Here is a 21,992-nt window from a genome sequence, read left to right as displayed (position 1 = left end):
GCCTACGCGCCGCCGTCCGATCAAGGGATGTCCGAAGCGCGGGCTTGTGTTAGCGTAAATGGCACGCGGAGAAAGAGGTGCGGAAGCGATGATCGAAATCCAGTGCACAAGTTGTAACACCCGCTACAGAATCGACGAACGGATTCTGCCCGACGAGACGCCTACGTTCAAATGCTCGCGTTGCGGCCATGTATTCAGCGCCGAGCCGCGACAGAAGACGCCACGGCGCGCGAGCGGTGATGCCGCTCGCGCCGCGGCGGCGGCGAAATCTGCGCCGCCCGCCAAAACCGACGTGGCGGCGAGTACGCCGCCTGGACCGCCTCCGTCTCCGGCAGACACGGACGCCGGCGCCGAGTCGCCCGCCGCAGCGCCTGCCGGGCACGAGGCCGCCGCGGCCCCGCAGCAGCCGCAGCCGGCGCAGCCCGAGCCTTTGCCGGCTGCTTCAGCTCCGGCGCGAGCCGAGGCTCCACCGGCGCAGACGCTCCAACCCCGCCTGGCCGGCATCGCCGGCCGCCGCGCGGCCGCCGCCCCGCAGACGCCGCGCCCGGAGGCTTCGCAGGAGTCTCCCAAGGGGGCTCCCCAAGCAATTCGAAAAGGTCGCGACGCCACGCTGGAACTCCTGCAGCGGCGCTTCGGCAACATCGTCGACGATGAAGACGACCGGACAGGAGCAAATCTCTCCTTCGATTTCAGTGACGAGCCCAATGCGGTCGAACCGCCATCGCAGAGCCATTCCGAAGAGAAATGGGAGGTCGGCGATACCGCCCTTCCGCCCACGCCTCCGTCCCGCCCCAAGCGACGCATCCGGATATCGGATATCGACGACGACCTCGTCGAGAGTGGCGCGCAACTCGATCGTCCTTTCGCCCACACGCAGGACCGCAGCGAGCCGCTCGATGCGGACGAAGACCAGGATTTCGAGGACCATATCCGGCCCGAGGAAGTCAGCGCGCAGGCGCGCCGGCTCGAGGCGGAATTCCGCAACAGCTCGTACAAGATCCATTCTGCCGGCTATTTTCTCGGACTGTTCGCGATGGTGATCGTCGGCTTCGGCCTTATAACGATGGTGATACAGAGCGCACCGATCCCGAGCGCGGGATTGCTGAGCGCGTTACCGATCGTCGGCGCGGGTCTCCAGCCGCCGATTTCCGCCGCCCGGCGCGTCGCGCTCGGCGAGGTGCAGGCGGAATACGTCAAGCTCAAGGGCAATCAACAGGCGCTGGTCGTGAGCGGCACCGCCGAGAACCTCACCTCGACGGCGCTAGGAGCGGTCCAGATCGAGGCAGCGCTGACCGCATCCGGGGCGGCGCCGCTGCGCACTCAGGCAGTCTATTGCGGAAACAGTGCGACGCCGAAGACGCTGGCTGAAATGACCCCGCACGAGATAGAGTTTTTCGAGAAGCTCGACGCGCCGAAGAACTTCACTCTGGCGCCTCAGGCGACCACGCCTTTCGTGATCGTCTTTACCTCTCCGCCCGCGGGCGCCTCGCACTTCCAGTTGCGAATCGTGCGCGCCGATCCGGCCGCGGCGCCGCTCGCTCCTTCGAGCGAGGGCGGCTGACGCGACGGCGGCCTGGGCGCTATTCCTTCTCGCTGGCGACCATATCTTCGTACTCTTCGGCGTCCATCAGGTCTTCGAGTTCGCTGGGGTCGCTGATGCGGACCTTAATCAGCCAGCCGTCGCCGTACGGGTCTTCATTGATGACTTCGGGGCTTTCGGGCAGGCCTTCGTTGATCTCAACCACGGTGCCGCTGACGGGCGCATAGATATCCGAGACCGCCTTGACCGACTCGACCACTCCGAAGGGATCGTCCTTGCTGATCTTTTCGCCGACCGCGGGCAGCTCGAGGTAAACAATTTCCCCGAGTTGGTCCTGCGCGTGGTCGGTGATACCTATCGTCGCAACCGCCTCATCGGCGATGACCCACTCATGTTCCTTCGAGTACTTGAGTCCCGGCGGAACTTCCATATCCACCCCCTGGAGATCGCCCTTGGGCGCGCCGGCGCCGCGCTTGGACGACATGGCTCTTGCATCCATGTGCTTTCATCACGCCGCGCAGAAATACTCTTGTCAAGTTCCGGACGGGATGTCCGGTAGAGTTTTATATGGAGCGAATGCCTGCGACTGGCAAAGATCGCGGCGGTACGGCCCCTACGAACGGTTTAGCCTGCGCCGTTTGGTCAGCTGGCTTCGGTCCACCGATAGCTGCAAAAGTTCCGCGGCGACCGTTCCGAGCGTTCAGTTGAAAAGCGCGCTCTGCGAGGAAGGCACGCGCGTCGATAGCCAACCGCCGCCGAGCGCGACAAGCAGCGCCGCCGTGTCCTGAAGACGCTGGCCTATCGCCTGGATATATCCCATATTCGCCTGCTCGTATTGGTAGTCCGCGATCAGCACCTGGACGTAGTTCACCGTTCCAGCGCTGTAGTTTATCTGCGTCAGTCGCAACAGCTCCGCGGCCGTGCTGAACGCGTGCGACTGGGCGTTCAGTGTCTGCGCGTCATGTTGCAGTGCATCGAGCGCGTCCGCCACCTGTGCAAGAGCCGCAAGCACGGTCTGCCGATAGTTTGCGAGCGCCTGCTGATACGCGTCGATCGCGGCCTTTCGCTGATACCATAGCGTGGGTCCCTGAATTAAAGGCGTGGCGATGCCGGCCCCCAAGGTCCAAAACTCCGCATTATTCGCAAACAGATTGGAGAGCGACGTGCTGTTCCATCCGTAGTTGGCGTTCAGCGTGAAGCTCGGAAACATCGCGGCGGTGGCAACTCCGACCTGCGCACTGGCGGTGTGCAGCTGCGCCTCGGCAGCCAATATATCGGGTCGCTTGCGGACCAGATCGGACGGCAGGCTGACCGGCACGTCGCGCGGAAGCCCAAGCTCCGAGAGGGCGACTTCCGCCGGCGCCCAATCCTGGCCGGGTTCCCGGCCAGCCAGGATGGAGAGCAGATGGACCGTATGGGCGACTTGCTGGCGCAGCGGCGGCAGAGTTGCCTCGTTCGTTGCGAGCTCGGTCTGGATGCTCAGAAGGTTTGAAAAGGGAACAACGCCGGCGTTCGCCTGGGCGGCGGTGATGCTTTCCTGCTCCTGCAGGAATCCGATGAGCTGTTGCGTCGCCTGGATCTCGGCCTGGTATGCGGCCTCGGCGACGACCGCATTCACGACGTTGCCCGACAAGGTGAGATAGGTGCCGCGCTTGTTCTGGTATTGGACATCGACCTGGGCGCGCAGGCCCTCCACCGTCCGCCGCTGGCCGCCGAAAACGTCGAGCACGTACGTGATCGTCGCCGACAGCGTATAGAGACTGAAGATCGATGGCGCCGTATTCGAGCCGAAACGAGTGGGCGAAAATTGCTGGCGTGTCGGCTGAAAACCCGCGCTCAGCTGCGGGAAGAAGATGCCGTACCCGGCGCGCAGATTGTCCTCGCTCTCACGCAGCGTGGCATGCGCGGCCTCCACGGTGGGATTGTGGGCGAAGGACTGGATTACCAGCGCGTCCAGCTTCGGACAATTGAACAGCCGCCACCACTCATCGGGGATCGGCGCGCCCTGCTCGAGGTGCTGGGCCACACCGTTTGCGGCAACGGTAGTGGCGGGTTCCTCGGTCTGAACGTAGCGCTGCGATGCCGGCGCGCCGGGACGCACAAAATCCGGACCGACCGCGCAGGCCCCCAGACTGCACGAAAGCAACATCAGGCCGAGAGTGCTTTTCAGTCGGCCTGCACGCGTGCGGGTGTTCCGGAGCCGGCTATTCTTCGGCAACGTAAACATCGACGAGCAGACCCGGATAGACCGGCAGATCCTTTAGCCGTGAGAACCTGAATATTACCGGCAGCACGCGCACATCGACTCTTTCGAGTCTCTCATCGGACAGTTCAATCTTTGGCGACACATAAGGTTGCACCCTGACAAATTCGAGCGGCACGCTGATGTTGGTTCCGCGGATGAGCATCCGCGCCTTCATCTGCGGTCCGAACTTGAGCCTGTGAATCAGTATTTCGTCGATATAGCTGCGGACACTGAGGTATTCTTCGGCCTCTGCGGACCGGCCCATCACGATGATGGGGGCGAAGCCCTGGGTGTACGTATCGTAGGTGCCTTGGGACGTAAGTACGTAGCTGCCAACTGCCGCCTGGATTGCGAGAACCCCGCCGTCGCATGGCGCCCTGATCGTATACCAGGCAAGCAGGGCATTTGCTGAGTTATAATTCCTCACATTAACTTCGACATTGCGTGCCGCCACCCCAACTGCATTTATTGCGTCGTCGAGGGTGTACGTGCTTATCGACTTAGGATCCAGTCGGTAGGAGACCTCGTCCTTCGCGAGTTCGTCCCGCGTAGTCTTGAGTTGGGCGCGCGCGTACCCTATCTGAGCCTTGTTATATTCTGCGGTCGCCTTTTGGACTGAGTCGTCAAGGCGCATCAGCACGGTCCCCTTACGGACCCATTGACCCTCGTGGACGGGGATGGCGACGATGGTGCCGGATATATTCGGAAAGATATTTATGTTCTCGCCACTGTTCTGATAGGTCTCGACCATGCCCTCGGCGTACACGCCTTTCGCGTAGGGGTTTGCCGCCGGACTGAACGCCGGCCGCTGCGGCGCCGCGCGCAGCCCGTAGACATAGGCCCCCGTCATCCCTGCAAGGAGCCCGAACAACGCGAGCACAAGCTCGATCCTAGGCCTCATGGGCAACCCCCTGCCCGAAGCCGACAATTCGTCCGTCTTCCATTCCCATGATCCTGTTGCTGAACTCGAAAATCCTGCTGTCGTGGGTCACCATCAGGATGCAGCGCTGCGGCGTTAGAATTTCGGTCTTGACGAAAGAGACAATTTTGCGTCCGGTCTCTCCATCCAGTGAGGCCGTGGGCTCGTCGAAGACCAGAATTTCGGGCTGATGCACGATCGCACGCGCAATGGCGACCCGCTGCTGTTCTCCGCCGCTGAGCTTGATCGGCAAAAGCTTCCCTTTGTCGCCAAGACCCACGATCTCCAGGCATCGAGCCGCAGCCTTCAGAGCCTCGTCCCAGCGACGTTTCTGAAGAATGAGCGGGATCGCCACGTTTTCCGCCGTCGTCAGGCGCGGGAAGAGGTGATAGTCCTGAAACACAAAGCCGACCGTGTGCAGCCGAAACTCTGCGATTTCATCGTCCGGCAAGGTCCACAGCTCCCGCCCGTCAACCGTAACCGTACCCGAGTTCGGCCGCAGAATTCCCGAGATAATGCTGAGCAGTGTCGTCTTGCCGCTGCCCGACGGTCCCACGATATAGAGCATCTCGCCCCAGTACGCCTCGAAACTGGCCTCTTTGACGGCATAGGTTCGGGCTTCGCCTTCGCCAAACCACTTGTTGAGCTTGTCAGCTGTGATTGCGGCCTTCGGCATCTCAGCCTCGGAAGATGTCGAACGGTTCGATCTTAAGGACTCGGCGCACCCCCGCGTAACCCGAAACGCTCGCGATCATCAGCACCAGAAGAAACGCCAGGACCAGATTAGTGTAGGTCACGCGGGAGGAATATTCGGGCAGTCTCAGCTTGGCTGCGGTTATGAGAAGTGTCGCCAGGCCGATGCCCAAACCGTAGCCGACCAGTGCGGTGAATCCGGCCTGGAACAGGATCACGTAAACCAGTTCGCGCCCCTTGGCGCCCATGGCTTTCAGCGCGCCGAAGTGTTCGAGGTTCTCGACGATGAACGTGTAAAAGGTCTGGCCGGAGATGGAGAGCCCCACCAGGAAGCTGATCACCGTCATCAGCAGCGTGTTGGTGCCGATCGAGGTCTTATACATCAGATAGTCCGAAATCCCGTTCTGGAACTCTTGATTGGTCAGAGCGAGATAACCGAGATCCGCTACCTGTTGCTTGATATACGGGATGTCGGACATCGACTTTGGCTCGACCAGGATGTATGAGATGGTGAACGCATAGGACGGAATGTACTGAAGCGTCCTATAATAAGTAGTGTAGAGCGTCGGTGTTCCGAAGAGCGCCCCGGTAGGAACCTTGGCGATACCGACGATCTTGCCGCGATGTTCGTTCAGCTCGAATGTAGTTCCGATGGTCGGGTTCTCGAGCTTGGGAAATTCCTCGTCTTTCACCGCGATAAAGCCGTTTTCGGCAAAAATGCTGTCAATATTTCCCTGAATCAATTCAGGTCTCCCGAGCAAACTGGTATCGTCGAGCCCGATTACCGTGACTGACTGATAGGTCCCGTCCTGCAGCTTGAGGAGGGCCGAGCCCACCGAGAGAGGGACGGCGTACCTGACGCCGTTGATACTGCGCACGGCGTCGAGGACGTAATCAGGCATCGGAATGCTTCCAAACACCGTGTTTGTGGCGGCGGGATCCATGACCCACATCTTCGCCCCGATATTGATCACCGTCGCCGATGCCTTGGTAAGGATGCCCGCGAAGGTCGAAGTCACCTGGAAGATCAGGAAGACCGAAAATGTCGTGCCCACCAGGAGCGCGGTGTACTTGCCCCTGTCGCTGACGAGCAGCCGGTACGCCAGAATGATGAGCTGCTTCATGGTCGAAATCCTGCTCCTGCCCGACCCGGTCGCACCTTAGGCACTCAAGAGCGTGCGGGGCCGGACGCGTCGAAGGGGTCGGGATGCAAGAACCGTGCAGCCCGGCGCGCGCTCATTATGAGCCGCAGCTCAGGAAAGTCGCAGCCTTTAAAGACGCTTTAGGGGCTGGAGCGTTTCGAGACAAACGGCTGTCTCAACACGCGCCATCTCTCTTGGCCGCCGAAGGCTGAGGCACATGTGTCCCAAGATGAGGAGAACGCTTCCCGCTTGCTATCGAAGACCAAATGATCTAGCGGGACTATGCGAAGGAGGAAGGCTCGTTTGCCAGCTAACGAGAGCACGCCGGAACAGACCCATAGGTTGCCCGCGCGGATCGAGGGGACTGCCAACCGACACTGTCCAACATGATCGTCGGAGTACCCGCTGAGATAAAACCTGACGAGCGGCGCGTGGCGTTGACTCCGGCCGGCGCCGCCGCCTTTCGCAGCCGTAACCATCGCGTGCTGATTCAGAGCGGCGCCGGCGCGGCCAGCGGCTTCAGCGACCGCGAGTACAGCGCGGCGGGCGCACAGATCGTGCGATCGGCGGCCGCGGTATGGGAACGCGTGCGGATGGTGCTCAAGGTCAAGGAGCCGCAGCGCTCCGAATTCCGCTTCTTGCGCAGCGACCTCGTGCTCTTCACCTATCTTCACTTGGCGGCCGAGCCAGCGCTTGCGCGCGAGCTCGTGCGGCGCGGCACGGCTGCGCTCGGGTACGAGACGGTGCAACTGGAAGACCAGAGCCTGCCGCTGCTCGCACCGATGAGCGAGGTGGCCGGGCGTCTCGCGGTGCAGGTCGGCGGATGGTGCATGGAGGCGCAGAACGGCGGATGCGGCGTGCTGCTGAGCGGCGCTTCAGGCGTGCGGCCGGGACGGGTGGCGGTCCTCGGCGGAGGAATCGCAGGCTCCAATGCGGCGCGGGTCGCGGCCGGCGTGGGAGCCGAAGTGACCATCCTCGATGTCAATCCGAGCCGCCTGCGCTATCTCGGCGAGATGCTCGGCGGGCGCGTTACGACGCTGATGTCAAACCGGGCGACGCTGGAGGAGCAGTTGTTGAGCGCCGACCTCGTGATCGGCACCGTGCTGGTCGCCGGCGCGCGCACGCCGCACCTCCTGACGCGGGCGATGGTCGCGCGGATGAAACGCGGCGCGGCGCTGGTGGATCTCTCGATCGACCAGGGCGGATTGTCCGAGACCTCGCGCCCGACCAGCCATCGCCGGCCCATCTATGTCGCCCAGGGCGTGGTTCACTATTGCGTAACTAATATGCCGGCGATCGTGCCGCACACCTCGACTTACGCGCTGACCAATGCGACGCTGACCTACGCGCTGGAACTGGCTGACCGCGGCGTGCTCGAGGCGGGGACGCGCAACGCCGCTTTGCGCCACGGAGTCAACACTTTCGGCGGCCATATCGCGCATCCGGCGGTGGCCGCGGCGCTCAGGATGAAGCCGCGCTCACCGTGGGAATAAAAACCCGGGCATCTGACGCGTCGGCCCTTTGCCCTACGCGAGCGTCGAAAAAATTTCTAACGGGGCTGCTGAAAAAGCCTAGTCCGCACCCATCGTCGGCGCCATCGGCTGCGAAACCGGAAGCGTATAGCCGAGCTTGGATCCGAGGTCGTCCAGCGACTCCTCGACGCCGCGCTGCGCAAGATCGTTGGCGTGCACCCAGCGCCCGCGGTTGGCGAGGAAATTGCCGACGTTGAAGATGTTCTGCGTCAGCGCCTCCTGCTGGCGCGCGTAACGCGCGGTCCACAGCACGACTCCGTTGTGAACGTCGACCAGGTGGAGCGCGAAGGCGACCGCCGCCGGGCTCTTGGCCGCGTAGTCGCTACCCACGCGCTCCTCGTAGCGGGTCACAGTACCGTAAACCACGGCGTCGGCGGAGAGCTGGCGGCCGAGCTTCATCGCGTTGTCCTGCATGTTGGCGAGCGTGGTCGGCGGCAGCTGTTGCATCACTCCGCGGACGTCGGATTCGGGCACTACTTCCCATCCCGAAACCAGGGTCATGCGGCCCCAGACGTCGGCCGTGATCGATTCGGCCGCGCCGTCCTCGATCGGCTCGCCGGTGGCGTTGGGATGATCGATGAGCGGCATCACGGCGACGCGATGGACCTTGACCGTGCGGATGGCGCGGACCGAATGGAGCTCGAGCGACGGGTCCTTTCCGACCAGCGGCAGCGATTCGACCGTGCCGTGCCACATCTGGCTCGGCGAAAGACTGCTGGTGCTGTTGCTGCTGCATGCGGGCGCCGTCAGCGTCAGAGCGAGCGCGAGCGCGTAGGCGGCCGGCAAAGGAATTCTCACGATGTCACCTTGATTGACAGTTCGCGCAGCTGGCGCGGATCGACCTCCGAGGGCGCTCCGCTCATCAGATCGACCGCCTTCTGCGTCTTGGGAAAAGCCATCACTTCGCGCAGCGAGTCTGTACCGCTCACCAGCATCGCAATCCGATCCACGCCGAACGCGATGCCCCCGTGCGGCGGCGCGCCGTAGCCCAACGCCTCGAGCAGAAAGCCGAACTTGAGCATCGCTTCGTCGCGCGGGAAGCCGAGCAGCCCGAACACCTTGAGCTGAAGCTCGGGGTTATGAATACGAATCGAGCCGCCGCCCAGCTCTTCGCCGTTGAGCACCATGTCGTAGGCGAGCGCACGGGCCTTGAGCGGCGCGGAGTCCAGCAATTCGAGATCGCCGGGATGCGGCGCGGTGAACGGGTGGTTTACCGCAACCATCCGCTTCTCTTCCTCGTCGTACTCGAACAGCGGAAATTCGATCACCCACAGAAACTTGAGCTCGCCCGTCTCGCGCAGCTTGAACTTGCCGCCGAGCTGCAGGCGCAAATCGCCGAGGATCGGGCGTACCCGCCCGGCTTCCCCCGCCACCATCAGCAGCGTGTCGCCGGCGGCGAGCCCTGCCGTTTCCGCGGCCTGCGCGCGCTCGGCGTCGCTCAGATGGCGCGCGATCGGCCCCTGCCATCCGTCGCTCGCCGCTTTCGCGTACGCGAGGCCAAACCCGTAACGCGTGCGCACGCCCTCGGCCATCTCGTCGAGCTCGCGCCGGCTCAGCTGATGCGCCGCGGGAAGGACGATTCCATAGATGCTCTCGCCGCGCGCCAGCACTTCGGCAAAGACCTTGAACTGAGTTCCGGAAAACGCGGCGCTCAGGTTCTTGAGCTCCATCCCGAAACGCAAGTCGGGCTTGTCGATCCCGAACCGCTCCATCGCCTCGGCATAGGAAAGCCGCAAAAACGGCGTCTTGAGCTCGATCCCGAGCACGCGGCGATAGATCTCCGCCATCATGCCCTCGCCCGTCGCCACCACGTCGTCAACCCGCGGACAGGTCAGCTCGATATCGACCTGGCTGAACTCGGGCTGACGATTCGCGCGCAAGTCCTCATCGCGAAAGCATCGCGCGATCTGATAGTAGCGGTCGAAGCCGCCCATCATCAGGAGCTGCTTCAGCAGCTGCGGCGATTGGGGCAGCGCGTAAAAGCGGCCCGGGTTGACGCGGCTCGGCACCAGGTAGTCGCGCGCGCCTTCGGGCGTTGCGCGCCAGAGGATCGGAGTTTCGATTTCGACGAAGCCGGCGCCGTCGAGATAGGAGCGCGTCGCCTGCACCGCGAGCGCCCGCCGGCGGAGATTGCGCTGCATCGCGGGCCGCCGCAGATCGAGGTAGCGGTAGCGCAGGCGGATATCTTCGGCGGTGCCCTCCGCATCGATCGGAAACGGCGGCGGCTGCGAGCTGTTGAGGATATGCGCCTCGGTCACGGCGATTTCCACCGTCCCCGTCGCAAGCTCGGCGTTTACCGCGCCTTCCGCGCGCATCACGACCTTGCCGCGCGCGGCCAGATAATATTCCGAGCGCGCGCGCCCCGCGACCTCGTGCGCGGCGGCCGCCGTGGCCGGGTTGAAAACGAGCTGCAGGATGCCCTCGCGGTCGCGCAGATCGATGAAGATCAAGCCGCCGTGGTCGCGGCGCGACGCAACCCATCCCCAAAGCGCAACCTCGCTCCCGGCATCGGCGGCGCGGAGCGCGCCGCAATAGTCGGTGCGCGGCCAGGGCGGCAGCGGCGAATATTCGTACGGAGCAGCCATCGAATTACGTCCGTGGAAGAATACCTGCGCGGGGCGAGCTACGGAATAGTCATGACGCGCGAGCGTTTCATCACGCACGGCGGTTGGCGCCCGCGGCGCTCAGCGCCGCAATCAGATCCGCCTGCGCAACCTCGCTCTGCGTGCTGGTCTTCAAGTCGCGGAGCGCGACCGTGGCGCTCGCAAGTTCGTTGTCGCCGATAATCACCGCGTAGCGCGCGCCGATCTTGTCCGCGCGCCGCATCAGCGCCTTGAGCCCGCGGCCCGGCGAAAGCAGCTCGACCCGCAGCCCTGCCGCGCGCATCTCGGCCGCGAGCGTCATCGCGCGGCGCATCGCGGCATCGCCGAGCGCGGCCAGCGCCGCGTCGGCGCGCGAAGCGAAATGAGCCGCGTCCAGAGCCAACGCGAGGCGATCGACGCCGATCGCGAAGCCGGTGCCGGCGACCGCGGCGCCGCCCAGCGATTCGACGAGGCCGTCGTAGCGCCCGCCCGCCGCGACCGCGCTCTGCGCGCCGACCGCGGTCGAAGTAACCTCGAACGTGGTCCGGGTGTAGTAGTCGAGCCCGCGCACCAGGCGCGGATTGACCGCGTGGGGCACGCCGGCGTCGGTCAGGAGCTCGCGCACGGTCGCGAAATGGGCGCGGCAGTTGTCGCAGAGATAATCCCGGCTCTTGGGCGCAGCTTCGGCCAGCTTGACGTCGATTTTGCAGTCGAGCAGGCGGAGCGGATTGCGCTCCAGGCGATGGCGGCAGTCCTCGCACAGCTCCCCAAGATGCGCGCGGCCATATTCCAGCACCGCGTGGCGGTAGCGCGGACGGCATTCGGCGTCTCCGAGCGAATTGATCTCGAACGTGAGCTCTAGCCCCAGTTCGCGGCGCAGCTCGTCGACCATCAGCATCAGCTCCGCGTCCGTGGCCGGGTCGGGGCGGCCGAAAATCTCCACCCCGAACTGCGAAAACTGGCGAAAGCGCCCCTTCTGCGGACGCTCGCGCCGGAACATCGGGCCAACGTAGTAAAAGCGCTGCTCGGGATCGCTGCGGTCGAGCCCGGCTTCGATATAAGCGCGCACCACGCCGGGCGTGCCCTCGGGCCTAAGCGCAATGGTGGTCTCGGCTTCGTCGCGGTCGACGAACGAGTACATCTGCTTTTCCACGATGTCCGAGGTCTCGCCGCTCGAGTGCTGGAAGAGTTCGAGCCGCTCGAGCGCCGGGATGCGGATCTCGCTGACATTGTGGCGCTCGGCCACGCGGCGCGCGCAGTCCTCGACCGCGGTGAGGCTGCGCGCCTGCGCGCCCATCGTGTCCTGGAATCCCCTGAGCCTTATCGCCTGCACAGTCGGTTTTTCCCTGCCGCGCTGCGCCTGGGCGGGCGCCGCACCGAAACTCGATCCGCACAAATGTATACCCGCGGACGGACAATAAAAACCGCCCACGGCCGGTTCTCTCATTCCATCAGGGCCCATCTGCGAGAAATCCTCCGGCACAGCTTTCAACTGAGCGTCGCGAATTTCATCGGCCGCCAGCACGAGCCTTGCCGATCGGAACACCAACGTTGATTGAAACGCTAAGGCTTGATCCAGTAGCGCCCGTCAGCGTCGATGTGATGAAGCATGATCGGTTCCGAAAGCCGCGCCAGGAATTCGTCGGTCGCACGGCGCGCCCCTTCAAACGTACCGTAGTCTGCGATGATCACTACGCCCTTCGATGCCACCTTCGAATACAAGTATTGAAGGGCCAGCACGGTTGACTCGTACCAGTCTGCCGCTATGCGCAGGAGCGAAACGTCGCCGACCGAACCGGCGTCGCGCGGGAGCGTATCCTGGAACCATCCCTCGTGAAACTGAACAAGGTCCTCAGGGTAGCCGATCCGTTGAAACAAGAGATCCTCGCAGTCGGCCACCGAGGCCTCCAACTGTCCGATTGGCCGCAGCGCGCCGTTGCCGTTCGCGTAGTTCAGGACCAGAGAACCATCGAACTCCGCTTTCGGCTCAGGCATACCCTTGAAACTGTCGAACAACTGGAGCTTGCGGTATGGTTCGCCGGAACGCATGTGGGCGAGCGCCATCATACCGGCTGCTCCTCCCTTCCAAACGCCGCACTCGACCAGGTCGCCCCTGATGGCGTATCTGTCGAGATAGCGAACCTGGAGCCATAGGGTAGCAAGACGCTCAAGTGACGCAGTTGAATGTGCATACACTTTCTCCAGGGCCGTTTTGATATCGGTTTCCTCTTCGTACCCGTAGTCACCCTGGAAATAGACTTTGGCGAGCGGAATCGTGCGTGCCGGGCGCCAACCTAAGTTAACCATCGGCCAGTCCCACAAGCGTCTTTGTACTGCGCGTCCTGATCGCTTTGCCCATTGTGGCAGAATGTTACGCAATGCTTGAGCACGGCCTCCCATAGTCGCTCTTTCCTTCCTTCTTCCTTTCGACCTCACTCCCAGGCGGGTGAGATGATCCTCACTAGGTACTACATATGGCTGCTGCCCGGACTTTCGTGCGGCATCAGTTATTCGCCGATGAAGTGGCATGGAACGGCGTGATCTTGAATTTGGACAAAAACTGTCGGAGCTTCTCCACGTCCTGCTTGGAATTGGCGAGGGCTATGTGCCCGTCGGGTCTGACCAGGTACAGGGCGTCACGCTCCAGGCCCGCATGCTCCGCCGGGGCCTTCCATGCGAACTCATGCAGAGCGAGGTTTGCGTCCGACGCCGCCCGGCGCAATGCCTGGCTGGCCTGCCCGTAAACATGAACCTGCCAGTCGAGCGATGTGAGCGGCGCGAAATTAGCGCCATCGTCCGTTTCCACCCACGGCAGACGATCTCCGCCTCGCACGTCGCCGGCGTTTCCTTCGCTGAGCGGGCTGTGCCGGTAACTGATTCGGGTCTGCGAGATCAGGCGAAATTGCGAGCTGCGAATTGGCGAAAACCCCATCAAGAACGGGATCACATGGGGAAACAAAATGGACCGCACAATTTCGCCGGCGAGATTTTCCTGCACGACGGCGCGAAACAATCTGTCGGTGGTCGATACCAGCGAATGGGCAAACGCGATCCGCTCGGTCTCGTAGGTATCGATAAGCGAATAGTCGGCCTTTCGCGCAAGCACGGCCGCCAATTTCCACGAAAGATTGACCGCGTCGCCAATGCCGGTGTTCATGCCCTGACCGCCGGCCGGACTGTGCACGTGACCCGCGTCGCCGGACAGGAATACGCGGCCCAGCCTGAAGTGCTCGGCCACCCGATGATGGACATGATAGGTCGAGAACCAGTTCACTTTGTGCACGTGGAGCGAAAGCATTTTCTCAAAGTGCTCGCGGATGTCGTCGAAGACGACGTTTTCGCGGCCCGCTACTTCTCGCGGCAGAATTCCGATCAGCCGCACCATACCGGTCGTCCGGATCGGAAAGGTAAGGCACAATTGATGGGTTCCGAGAAAGAAATTTACGTCGCCGTTCGCGGGAGCTCCGTCCGCGGCAAGATCTGCGACGAAAAACATCTGCTCGTAAATTCCGCCAGGGAATTTCAACTTCAAGCCCTCGCGGACCGCGCTGTGTGCACCGTCGCACCCGCAGAGGAAACTTGTCGCGCACTTCTCCTCTTTGCCGTCCGCTTTCAGTATCGCTTCGATATGATCGCCGGCGTCCGTAAATCCGCTCAATTCGGTATTCCATTCCACCTGCACTCCCATCGCATGGAGTCTTTCGCCGAGCAGCCGCTCGTGCTCGTCCTGTGGAAATGTGAGAATGAATGGATATGGGCTGAGGCCTTTGCCAAAGTCGCTGAAGTTCAAGACCGAGCCGTCACCGCCGCCTTCGTGCAGGCGCATCCGCTCCACCTTGATTCCACGCCGCACGACTTCATCGGCGATTCCAAGTTGACGGTAAAACTCGAGCGTGCGCGCATGTACCGCCATCGCGCGAGAGGTCTGCCCCGGCCCGCCATTCTTCTCGATGATGCGAAAGGGCACGCCCAGTTTTGCGAGCCACAAGGCCATCACCAGACCTGTCGGACCCGCTCCAACTATCAGAATTTGGGGGTCTCGCATGGAACAAGTCCGAATCGTGAGAGGTTTAAACGGTTAGGGAGAATCCGCGTTAGACCTGCGCGTTCGGCGCAACCTGCCGGATGATCGGCCGGTCAGCGACGCCGATAGTGCCCCGAAGGGGTCGCTATGCCGCGCTCGGATTCCCGTCGAGCAACTATTCCAGGACGACCCCCTTGTTCGGAGCATCCCCTGCTCGTACCGGCCCGCCGAACGCGGCCAATCCTGATCCATCCTGTCACACGGGCGGCTGCCTGCGCGGTCCGCCATCGTGACCAACGCTGGCGGCCGCAGGGCGGCCGCCACCTTGGACCGAAATCGTAAATCGGCGGGATTCAGACCGTCAAAATATGAATCGTACAGGCCGACCCGAGCCCGATAACATGGGCCTGTCCGACCTTGGCATTGGGCACCTGGCGATCCGTGGCGCGCTCGTCCCCGGTGAGATGCCATACCACCTCGCAGACATTGGCGACGCCCGTCGCGCCCAGTGGATGGCCCTTGCTGAGCAACCCGCCCGAGACGTTGACCGGATCGTGGCCGCCAAGGCCCGGATGCTTGCCGCCGCCCGAATCGATAAACGCGCCGGCCTCGCCGTCACCGCAAAGGCCGAGGTTTTCGTAGTGGACCAGCTCCGCCGTGGCAAAACAGTCATGCAATTCGGTGAGCGCGATATCCTTGGGACCGACGCCCGCCTTCTCATATGCCTGTTTGGAGGCGCGCCGCGTGAGCGTGCTCACGTCGGGCAGGGCCGCAGTGCGGTCGGTCCACGGGTCGGAGGTCAGGACCGAGGCCGCGATACGCGCCCGTTTGCGGCCCGCGGCGAGCTGCTTGAGTTTGCTCTCGGAGACCAGAACTGCGGCGGCGGCGCCGTCGCCAGTGGGGCAGCACATGTAGAGCGTGTTGGGATACGAAATCATGCGCGCGTTAAGCACGTCTTCGAGCGTGACTTCGTTGCGGTACTGCGAGAACGGATTCTTTGTGGCGTGCTGATGGGACTTCACCGAGATCTTGGCGAAGTGCTCCATCTTGGTGCCGTACTTGCGCATGTGCTCGATCCCGGCCTGCCCGAATACCGCCGGCATCAGGCCCGAGCCCAGGCGCCCTTCAGCGCTATAGGCCGGGTCGCTGCCGCCGCCGCCACCGCCGAGCAATCCCTGCTTGCCCATCTGCTCGACGCCGACCGCCATCGCAACGTCGTACATCCCCGAGGCGACCGCCATGTAGGCTTCGCGCAGGGCTGTCGAGCCGGTAGCGCAGGCGTTGGCGACGTTAATCACCGGGATGCCGGTCTGGCCGATTTGCTGCAGGATCCTCTGCCCGACCATCGCGTTGGACTGGTAGAGATTGCCGCAGGCGAACATCTCGACGTCCTTGATCGCAATGCCGGCGTCCTTGAGCGCGATGATCGCGGCTTCGCCGCCGAGTTCGGGTACGGTCTTGTTGGGATAGCGGCCGAACTTGATCATCCCGGTTCCCAGTATGTAAACGTTTTGCATCTCCGATCCTCCTGCCGGGCCAGCCGGCCGCGGGGCCGCGACGCTATCCGCGCTTCCGCCCCGATTCGTCGACGGATATCTAAACTATAGCTCTACTTCTTGCTCGGCTTGAAGGCGAACGCCACGACCTCGTGGCCCTCGCGGTCCTTGGACACCACGTTCGTCACCATCTCGACCGGCATGTCGAACATCTGGCGGGGATTCTTCTGCACGTCCTCGGGATCGACGTCCACGATATTGCTGCGGACGCTGACACCTTCGGGCAGATCGACGATCGCGGTGATGTAAGGCGTCTTGATTCCGGGGAAGGACTGATGGACCACCGAAAAGACGTAGACTTTGCCCTTGTCCGAGAGTTCGAGCGTTTTGAAACCCTCGGTCGCGCCGCATTTGGAGCAAGCGATCCGATGGGTATCAATAAAGACCGCTCCGCAGGTTCCGCACTTCGAGCCCATCAGGTGCGGCCTGGGTTCGAGCTTCAGAAAGGGAACGATCGGACGCAGACCGCTATCGGCGGCCGCTTGAGCCTGTTCAGCCATTACGATGCCTCCAGAAATCTATATCGGTGCGGGCCTCATGCGCGTCCCGCGGCGACGCATCTTGCGCCGGCGAAAAACCCGCCCGGGAGCCGTGATTATTCGCTCCTCCAGCCGGAACATCAAAGATTCCCACAGCCGGCGGCGAAGCGTCAACCACCGTTAGCGGAGCTCAATGACAAGATCGCCCGCGGATATCGCGTCACATCGCGTCCCAATACTCCACCATCCGGCGGCGCGCGGCGTCGCCAGGCATCGGGCCTCGCCCCCCCTTGAGATCCTCGCCCAGGTGCGCCAGGTCGTCGGTCGCCGGAATAACGCAGGTCACCGCCGGATGGGACACGATGTACTTGAGGAAGAACTGGGCCCAACTGCCGCATCCGGCCTCCGCCGCCCACGGCGGCAGCGCCTTTCCGCGCAGCTTGCGGAAGAGACCGCCGCCACCGAACGGACGGTTGACCATCACGGCAACCTGGCGCTCGGCCGCAAGCGGCAGCATCCGCCGCTCCGCCTCGCGGACGTCGATCGAATAAGGCAACTGCACGAAATCGATCTCCTCGCGCTCGATGATGGCCGCGAGGTCGGGAAATGCCGAGGGCGAGTAGTGGGTAATTCCGATGTATCTCACCTCGCCCGCTTCCTTCATCTTGCGAAGCGTCGCAAGTTGCGTGCGCCAATCGACCAGGTTGTGAATCTGCATCAGGTCGATGACGCGCGTCCTGAGCAGTTCGGCCGACCGCCGCATCTGCGCAATCCCCTGCCCGCGCCCCGAGGTCCAGACCTTGGTCGCGAGAAACGCGCGCTCGCGGGCGCGCATCGCCGCCAGCAACTCGCCGACGACCGCTTCGGCCCGCCCGTACATCGGCGACGTATCGATCACCGATGCGCCGCCGTCGAACAGTGCCTGCAGAATCGCGCGCAGGTTACCCAGCGCGCCGGCTTCGCCGCCGACGTCGCCCACATCGAACGTCCGCCAGGTGCCAAGTCCGATCACCGGCAGCATCTCGCCGCTCTTCGGGATAGGCCGCGCGAGCATCGCGCTGTCGGAATTCATCATCGCCGCCTCTTGCAAATTTTTCGTCGCGCCGCCGAACGCGACGCCCCTCAGTGCGGCCGCGCTGAACCCGCCGGCGACAAGCCTGAGGAAATCCGCCCGCCAGAGCAAACGGGTCAAATGTTATCGCCCCGCTAGGCCGACCGCTTCGAATTGTCGGGGCCCCGCTTTCATCACGCCCGGAATGCTACCAACTCCGCGGGAATTGTACGCCTGCACCAGGATCGGCGCGCCTGGATCGAGCCCAACGCTGACCGCGCCGCTTTGGTCGGTCCGCAAGACGCGCGCCCCGGCCGCCAGATAGCGAGCGACGACCTCGGGCGCCGGAAAGGCGAACGAATTGCGATAGCCGAGCGAGAGCACGACGACTTGCGGCCGCACCGCCGCGACGAACGCTCCGGAGGACGACGTGCGGCTGCCATGATGCGGCGCCTTGGAGCACCGTCGCAGCGAGCATCGCGGGCGGCGTCCGCGCAAGCAGCTCCCGCTCGGCAGCAGCCTCGATATCGCCGGTGAACAGCACGCTCTCTGGAGATTCGTCGATCCGGTAAGGCCTATCGCGCATGCCGCGAGACCGCACACGACTCCGCCAAGCGCCATCACCGGCACCACGATCGAGTTCGCGATCACGCCGACCGTCGAGAACTGGTTGAAGTGATACGCGGTCAGCGGCGCGACGCCGAGCAGCGCCCAGAACGAGACCGCAACGTGGCCTGCAATGGCAGCGGCGATCCGCGGGAGGAGCGAGGGCATGTGATCCGAATCGGGCGAGGAGAATCGGCGGCGCCACCACGGCGCGAACCGGCGCATCCCGAGCACGATCGCGAGCACCGAGGCGAACGAGAGCTGGAAGCCGATGTCGGCGGTCGAACCCGGCATCGCCAGGCAGATCAGGATCGCCGCGAGCACGAGACTCGCGAGCAATGCGCGCGCGCGATCGGCGATCACCGCGAGCGCGTAGGCGAGCACCATCACCAGCGCCCGCGCGGTCGAAACGTGCGGCATCGCGATCGCAGCATAGGCGCCTGCGGCGAGCGCGGCAGCGCACGCCGCCGCCTTGTTGGCGTAACCCAGGGCAGTGCGCGTGGGAAAGAACATCATCAGGAGCCGCACGACGCTGAACGCGGCGGCCGCGACGAATCCCAGGTGGAGTCCGGAGATAACCAGCATGTGCGCAAGCCCGGTCAGGGCGAATCGCTGGCGCAGCGCCTGGCTGATACCGCCGCGGTCGCCAATCATCAGCGCACGCATCTCGGCGCGCTGCTCGCCGGCAAGATTGGTGTCTATAAAGGCGCCGATTCGCGCGCGTATCGCGGCGAAATCCGAGGCCGGAAAGCGGCTCCGATGACCGAGTATCGCGAGCCTCGCATGCGCCGTCGCGCCGAGCACCATCGTCGCGGCGATTCCCTCACGCGCGAGATATCCTTCGTAGTCGAATTCGCCCGGATCGCCGAAGTTGCGCGCAAAGCGCAGCGCTCCCGCGACTTCGACTTCGTCGCCGAGGCGAACCGGCACGGGCGCGCCGACGATCGTCAAGCGGACGTTGCCGCTTGCGGGCTTGACGGCCGAGGCGGACGCACCCGCGCGTTCGACCTCGACAAATACGTACTCGCGATCGGGAAATTGCTGCGAGGCCTGGTTGATTTGTCCTTCGAGCACGACCGACGCGCCGTCGGCGAAATGGCGAACGCTATCCGGCGGATAATGCGGCGCCACGGCTTCGCGCGCCGGCATCGACGCCCCGGCAGCGATCGCAAGCAGCGCCACGCCGGTCGCCGCTGCGGCGTTGCGGCGCATGAAAAGCAAGGCGGCCGCAGCAGCGATCGATGCGGCTATCCATAGCGGCACCGCCAGGTGATTTACGCCGAGCGCGTCACCCGCGAGGATCGCAATCGCGATCAGGTAGATCGGCGGGACTTCGAGGAACAAGGCGAGCGGCAGCGCAACAGGCGCCGAAGCGGCGCGAGACGCGAAAATCGAGGGCGACGGCGAGCGGACGGGTGCGGCGGTGGGCGCATTCGCGGCTGCCGCTGGGCCAAGCCGGGCGGCGCTACCAGCCGCCATCGCGGACCTCGCGACCGAATCTGAATCGGGATGGCCCGGCGCGGCTTTCCACCCATCATTGTGACGCCCGCGGCGTAACCGATGCGTCCCGCGGGACGGCAGGATGCACCGGTTGTGACTGCCCGCTGGCTAGTTTTGACGCCTGCGATCGTCAGTCAGCAGGCTGCGGCTTCGGGATCAACTCAATCTGAGGTTCCACAGCCGCGCCGGCGTCTGCCGCGGCGAGTGCAGCGGCCTCCTCGGCCGCCTCGGCGCGCACCTGCTCCTTGAGCAACGCGCCCATCGTATCGAGGTAACGCCGCACTTCGGCCGCCAGCTCGCGGTTCATCCCCTTGACGACCGCAATCTCCTCGGCGCTCGCAACGCGAATCCGCTTGAGGCTGCCAAAGTGCCGCAACAGCGCGCGCCGCCGCACCGGCCCGATACCCTCGATATCGTCGAGCACCGAGCGCAGGCGCGAGCGCCGGCGCAACTCGCGGTTATAGGTGATGGCAAACCGATGGGCCTCGTCGCGGATGCGCACCAGCAGGAAGAGCGCGGTCGAGTTTTTCGGCAGCACGATCGGGTCCTTGCGATTTGGCAAGAATACGCGCTCTTCAGACTTCACGACGGAGCGCTCGCGCGGATCGTTGAGCACGTGCTGCTTGGCGAGCGAGATGACGTCGATTTGTTCGAGCAGCCCGGCCTCGCGCAATACTTCAAGCGCTACGTTAAGTTGCCCCTTGCCGCCGTCGATGACCCACAGGTCCGGGTATTCGCCCTCGGCCGCCGTCCGCTTGAGGCGGCGGCTCAGTACTTCGTACATGCTGGCGAAGTCGTCCTGCCCGTCGACGGTGCGGATACGGTAGCGGCGGTAAAGGTCTTTGCGCGGCTCGCCCTCGTCGAAGGTCGCCTGCGAGCCGACCACCATCGAACCCTGAAGGTTCGAGATGTCGTAACACTCGATGCGCTTGGGCGAGTTGCGCAGATGGAGCCGCGTGCGGAGTTCCTCGAGCATCCGCTCGCGGGTGTTCTCGTTGTCGCGGCGCGCAGCGAAGCTCTGGCGCGCGTTGTCCATCGCCATCTCGAGCAGTCTCAGCTTCTCGCCGCGCTGAGGCACGAGAAACTCGACCTTTTTTCCCCGCCGTTCGCTGAGCAGTTCGCCGCGCACGTCGGCGTCCTCGAGCGCGACCGGCACGATCACTTCGTCCGGCGCGACGCGAGCGCCCGAGTAGAATTGCGTCAGCAGGTCGGCAAGGACGTCTTCGTCGGCGAATTCGAGATCCTGGAAACTCCACCCTTGGGTGTTGGTCAACTTGCCGCCACGGACCATCAAGACGATCGCCTCGATAAAGCCGCCCTCGCGATACAGCCCAAAGACGTCCTGGTCGATGCCCCAGTGATGAAGCACGGTTTGGCGTTCGACGGTCTTTTCGATCGCGCGCACCTGGTCGCGCAGCCGCGCCGCTTCCTCGAACTCCAGCCGCTCCGCATGGCCGTGCATCCGCTCGCGCAACTGCTTGAGCACTTCGAGATTGCGTCCCTCGAGCAGCATCTGCGCGGCCCGCAGATGGTCTTCGTACTCGGCGCGGTTGACCGGCAGGCAGCATGGGCCGAGGCATCGCTTGATCTGGTATTCGATACACGGGCGCGCGCGATTGCGGAACACGCCATCCGAGCAGGTGCGCAGCGGAAAGACCTTCCGGATAACGTCGATCGTCTCGCGGAGTCCGTCGGCGGAACCGAACGGTCCGAAATATTTGCCGCCGTCGCGCACGATCTTGCGCGTCACCATGATGCGCGGCCACGGATGGTTGGTCATCTTGGCGCTCAGGTACGACTTGTCGTCCTTCAGCCGGATGTTGTAGCGCGGGCGGTATTGCTTGATGAGGTTGTTCTCGAGGATGAGCGCTTCCTTCTCGGTGCGGGCGACCAGGACGTCGAAATCGCCGACCCGCTTCATCAGGAAGCGCACCTGGAAGCGCGTGTCGCCATTTTCGCGGAAATAGGCACGCACGCGCGCGCGCAGCGACCTGGCCTTGCCAACGTACAGGACCTTGCCGGGCGCGCCGGTTTTTATGTGGGGACGCTCGCGCAGGAGATAAACGCCGGGGTCCGCCGGTATGGCGTCGAGCTTGCGCTCAAGCGCAGCGTGGGGGGCGGGG

General features: G+C 63.8%; 17 protein-coding genes. 2 read left to right on the top strand and 15 right to left on the bottom strand.

Translation table 11 applies throughout. The annotated features are described in order from the left end of the window. The first annotated feature begins 88 nt into the window (after window positions 1-88). Window positions 89-1,561, top strand: a complete 1,473-nt coding sequence (locus VMI09_00990) for a DUF3426 domain-containing protein (GenBank protein ID HTQ23238.1) — start codon at window positions 89-91, stop codon at window positions 1,559-1,561. A gap of 19 nt (window positions 1,562-1,580) precedes the next feature. Here VMI09_00990 and gcvH read toward each other — a convergent pair whose 3' ends face one another. From gcvH to VMI09_00965, 5 genes are all read right to left on the bottom strand, one after another. After that, the gene (gene gcvH, locus VMI09_00985; GenBank protein HTQ23237.1) at window positions 1,581-2,039 is read right to left on the bottom strand and encodes a glycine cleavage system protein GcvH; all 459 of its coding nucleotides are present in this window, start codon (window positions 2,037-2,039) and stop codon (window positions 1,581-1,583) included. Between the two features lie 201 nt (window positions 2,040-2,240). Then, window positions 2,241-3,758 (bottom strand): efflux transporter outer membrane subunit, encoded by a 1,518-nt coding sequence (locus tag VMI09_00980; protein ID HTQ23236.1) that lies wholly within the window; start codon window positions 3,756-3,758, stop codon window positions 2,241-2,243. Beyond that, the gene (locus VMI09_00975) at window positions 3,745-4,686 is read right to left on the bottom strand and encodes an efflux RND transporter periplasmic adaptor subunit (protein HTQ23235.1); all 942 of its coding nucleotides are present in this window, start codon (window positions 4,684-4,686) and stop codon (window positions 3,745-3,747) included. Before VMI09_00975 ends, VMI09_00980 begins: the two co-directional genes overlap by 14 nt. Further along, window positions 4,676-5,380 (bottom strand): ABC transporter ATP-binding protein, encoded by a 705-nt coding sequence (locus tag VMI09_00970; GenBank protein ID HTQ23234.1) that lies wholly within the window; start codon window positions 5,378-5,380, stop codon window positions 4,676-4,678. The genes VMI09_00975 and VMI09_00970 overlap by 11 nt, the downstream gene beginning before the upstream one ends. Window position 5,381: 1 nt before the next feature. Then, complete coding sequence (locus VMI09_00965) at window positions 5,382-6,521, bottom strand: ABC transporter permease (GenBank protein HTQ23233.1); 1,140 nt, start codon at window positions 6,519-6,521, stop codon at window positions 5,382-5,384. 404 nt (window positions 6,522-6,925) lie between these two features. Here VMI09_00965 and ald point away from each other — a divergent pair, with 404 nt between their 5' ends. After that, complete coding sequence (gene ald / locus VMI09_00960; GenBank protein HTQ23232.1) at window positions 6,926-8,032, top strand: alanine dehydrogenase; 1,107 nt, start codon at window positions 6,926-6,928, stop codon at window positions 8,030-8,032. Between the two features lie 78 nt (window positions 8,033-8,110). Here ald and VMI09_00955 read toward each other — a convergent pair whose 3' ends face one another. From VMI09_00955 to uvrC, 10 genes are all read right to left on the bottom strand, one after another. Next, a complete protein-coding gene (locus VMI09_00955; protein ID HTQ23231.1) occupies window positions 8,111-8,869 on the bottom strand; it encodes a GNA1162 family protein in 759 nt (252 codons plus the stop codon). Beyond that, on the bottom strand, window positions 8,866-10,656 hold the full coding sequence (aspS, locus tag VMI09_00950) for an aspartate--tRNA ligase (GenBank protein ID HTQ23230.1): 1,791 nt from the start codon (window positions 10,654-10,656) through the stop codon (window positions 8,866-8,868). Before aspS ends, VMI09_00955 begins: the two co-directional genes overlap by 4 nt. Before the next feature lie 70 nt (window positions 10,657-10,726). Further along, entirely contained in the window at window positions 10,727-11,986 is a 1,260-nt protein-coding gene (gene hisS, locus VMI09_00945; protein ID HTQ23229.1) for a histidine--tRNA ligase, read from the bottom strand. Window positions 11,987-12,216: 230 nt separating this feature from the next. Next, on the bottom strand, window positions 12,217-12,975 hold the full coding sequence (locus VMI09_00940; GenBank protein HTQ23228.1) for a TylF/MycF/NovP-related O-methyltransferase: 759 nt from the start codon (window positions 12,973-12,975) through the stop codon (window positions 12,217-12,219). A gap of 181 nt (window positions 12,976-13,156) precedes the next feature. Beyond that, entirely contained in the window at window positions 13,157-14,698 is a 1,542-nt protein-coding gene (locus VMI09_00935) for an FAD-dependent monooxygenase (protein HTQ23227.1), read from the bottom strand. Between the two features lie 332 nt (window positions 14,699-15,030). Further along, window positions 15,031-16,194, bottom strand: coding sequence for a thiolase family protein (locus VMI09_00930; protein ID HTQ23226.1), 1,164 nt, complete (start codon window positions 16,192-16,194; stop codon window positions 15,031-15,033). A 92-nt stretch (window positions 16,195-16,286) separates the two neighbouring features. Then, window positions 16,287-16,733 (bottom strand): Zn-ribbon domain-containing OB-fold protein, encoded by a 447-nt coding sequence (locus tag VMI09_00925; GenBank protein ID HTQ23225.1) that lies wholly within the window; start codon window positions 16,731-16,733, stop codon window positions 16,287-16,289. A 199-nt stretch (window positions 16,734-16,932) separates the two neighbouring features. Further along, on the bottom strand, window positions 16,933-17,784 hold the full coding sequence (locus VMI09_00920) for an aldo/keto reductase (GenBank protein ID HTQ23224.1): 852 nt from the start codon (window positions 17,782-17,784) through the stop codon (window positions 16,933-16,935). A 123-nt stretch (window positions 17,785-17,907) separates the two neighbouring features. After that, on the bottom strand, window positions 17,908-19,848 hold the full coding sequence (locus VMI09_00915) for a ComEC/Rec2 family competence protein (protein HTQ23223.1): 1,941 nt from the start codon (window positions 19,846-19,848) through the stop codon (window positions 17,908-17,910). A gap of 151 nt (window positions 19,849-19,999) precedes the next feature. Then, window positions 20,000-21,992 (bottom strand): excinuclease ABC subunit UvrC (gene uvrC, locus VMI09_00910; protein ID HTQ23222.1); only part of this gene is annotated, 1,993 nt, incomplete at its 5' end.

It is taken from the genome of Candidatus Binataceae bacterium, from assembly GCA_035500095.1.
Taxonomy (GTDB): Bacteria; Desulfobacterota; Binatia; order Binatales; family Binataceae; genus JAKAVN01.
Note: the sequence above shows the minus strand (reverse complement) of the source record. Positions and strands in the feature narration are given on the sequence as shown.

Excerpts from the sequence above, each read along its gene's own strand:
- VMI09_00990 (HTQ23238.1), top strand. The coding sequence starts at position 89 with ATGATCGAAATCCAGTGCACAAGTTGTAACACCCGCTACAGAATCGAC.
- gcvH (HTQ23237.1), bottom strand. The coding sequence starts at position 2,039 with ATGGATGCAAGAGCCATGTCGTCCAAGCGCGGCGCCGGCGCGCCCAAG.
- VMI09_00975 (HTQ23235.1), bottom strand. The coding sequence starts at position 4,686 with ATGAGGCCTAGGATCGAGCTTGTGCTCGCGTTGTTCGGGCTCCTTGCA.
- VMI09_00970 (HTQ23234.1), bottom strand. The coding sequence starts at position 5,380 with ATGCCGAAGGCCGCAATCACAGCTGACAAGCTCAACAAGTGGTTTGGC.
- VMI09_00965 (HTQ23233.1), bottom strand. The coding sequence starts at position 6,521 with ATGAAGCAGCTCATCATTCTGGCGTACCGGCTGCTCGTCAGCGACAGG.
- ald (HTQ23232.1), top strand. The coding sequence starts at position 6,926 with ATGATCGTCGGAGTACCCGCTGAGATAAAACCTGACGAGCGGCGCGTG.
- aspS (HTQ23230.1), bottom strand. The coding sequence starts at position 10,656 with ATGGCTGCTCCGTACGAATATTCGCCGCTGCCGCCCTGGCCGCGCACC.
- VMI09_00935 (HTQ23227.1), bottom strand. The coding sequence starts at position 14,698 with ATGCGAGACCCCCAAATTCTGATAGTTGGAGCGGGTCCGACAGGTCTG.
- VMI09_00930 (HTQ23226.1), bottom strand. The coding sequence starts at position 16,194 with ATGCAAAACGTTTACATACTGGGAACCGGGATGATCAAGTTCGGCCGC.
- VMI09_00925 (HTQ23225.1), bottom strand. The coding sequence starts at position 16,733 with ATGGCTGAACAGGCTCAAGCGGCCGCCGATAGCGGTCTGCGTCCGATC.
- VMI09_00920 (HTQ23224.1), bottom strand. The coding sequence starts at position 17,784 with ATGAATTCCGACAGCGCGATGCTCGCGCGGCCTATCCCGAAGAGCGGC.
- VMI09_00915 (HTQ23223.1), bottom strand. The coding sequence starts at position 19,848 with ATGGCGGCTGGTAGCGCCGCCCGGCTTGGCCCAGCGGCAGCCGCGAAT.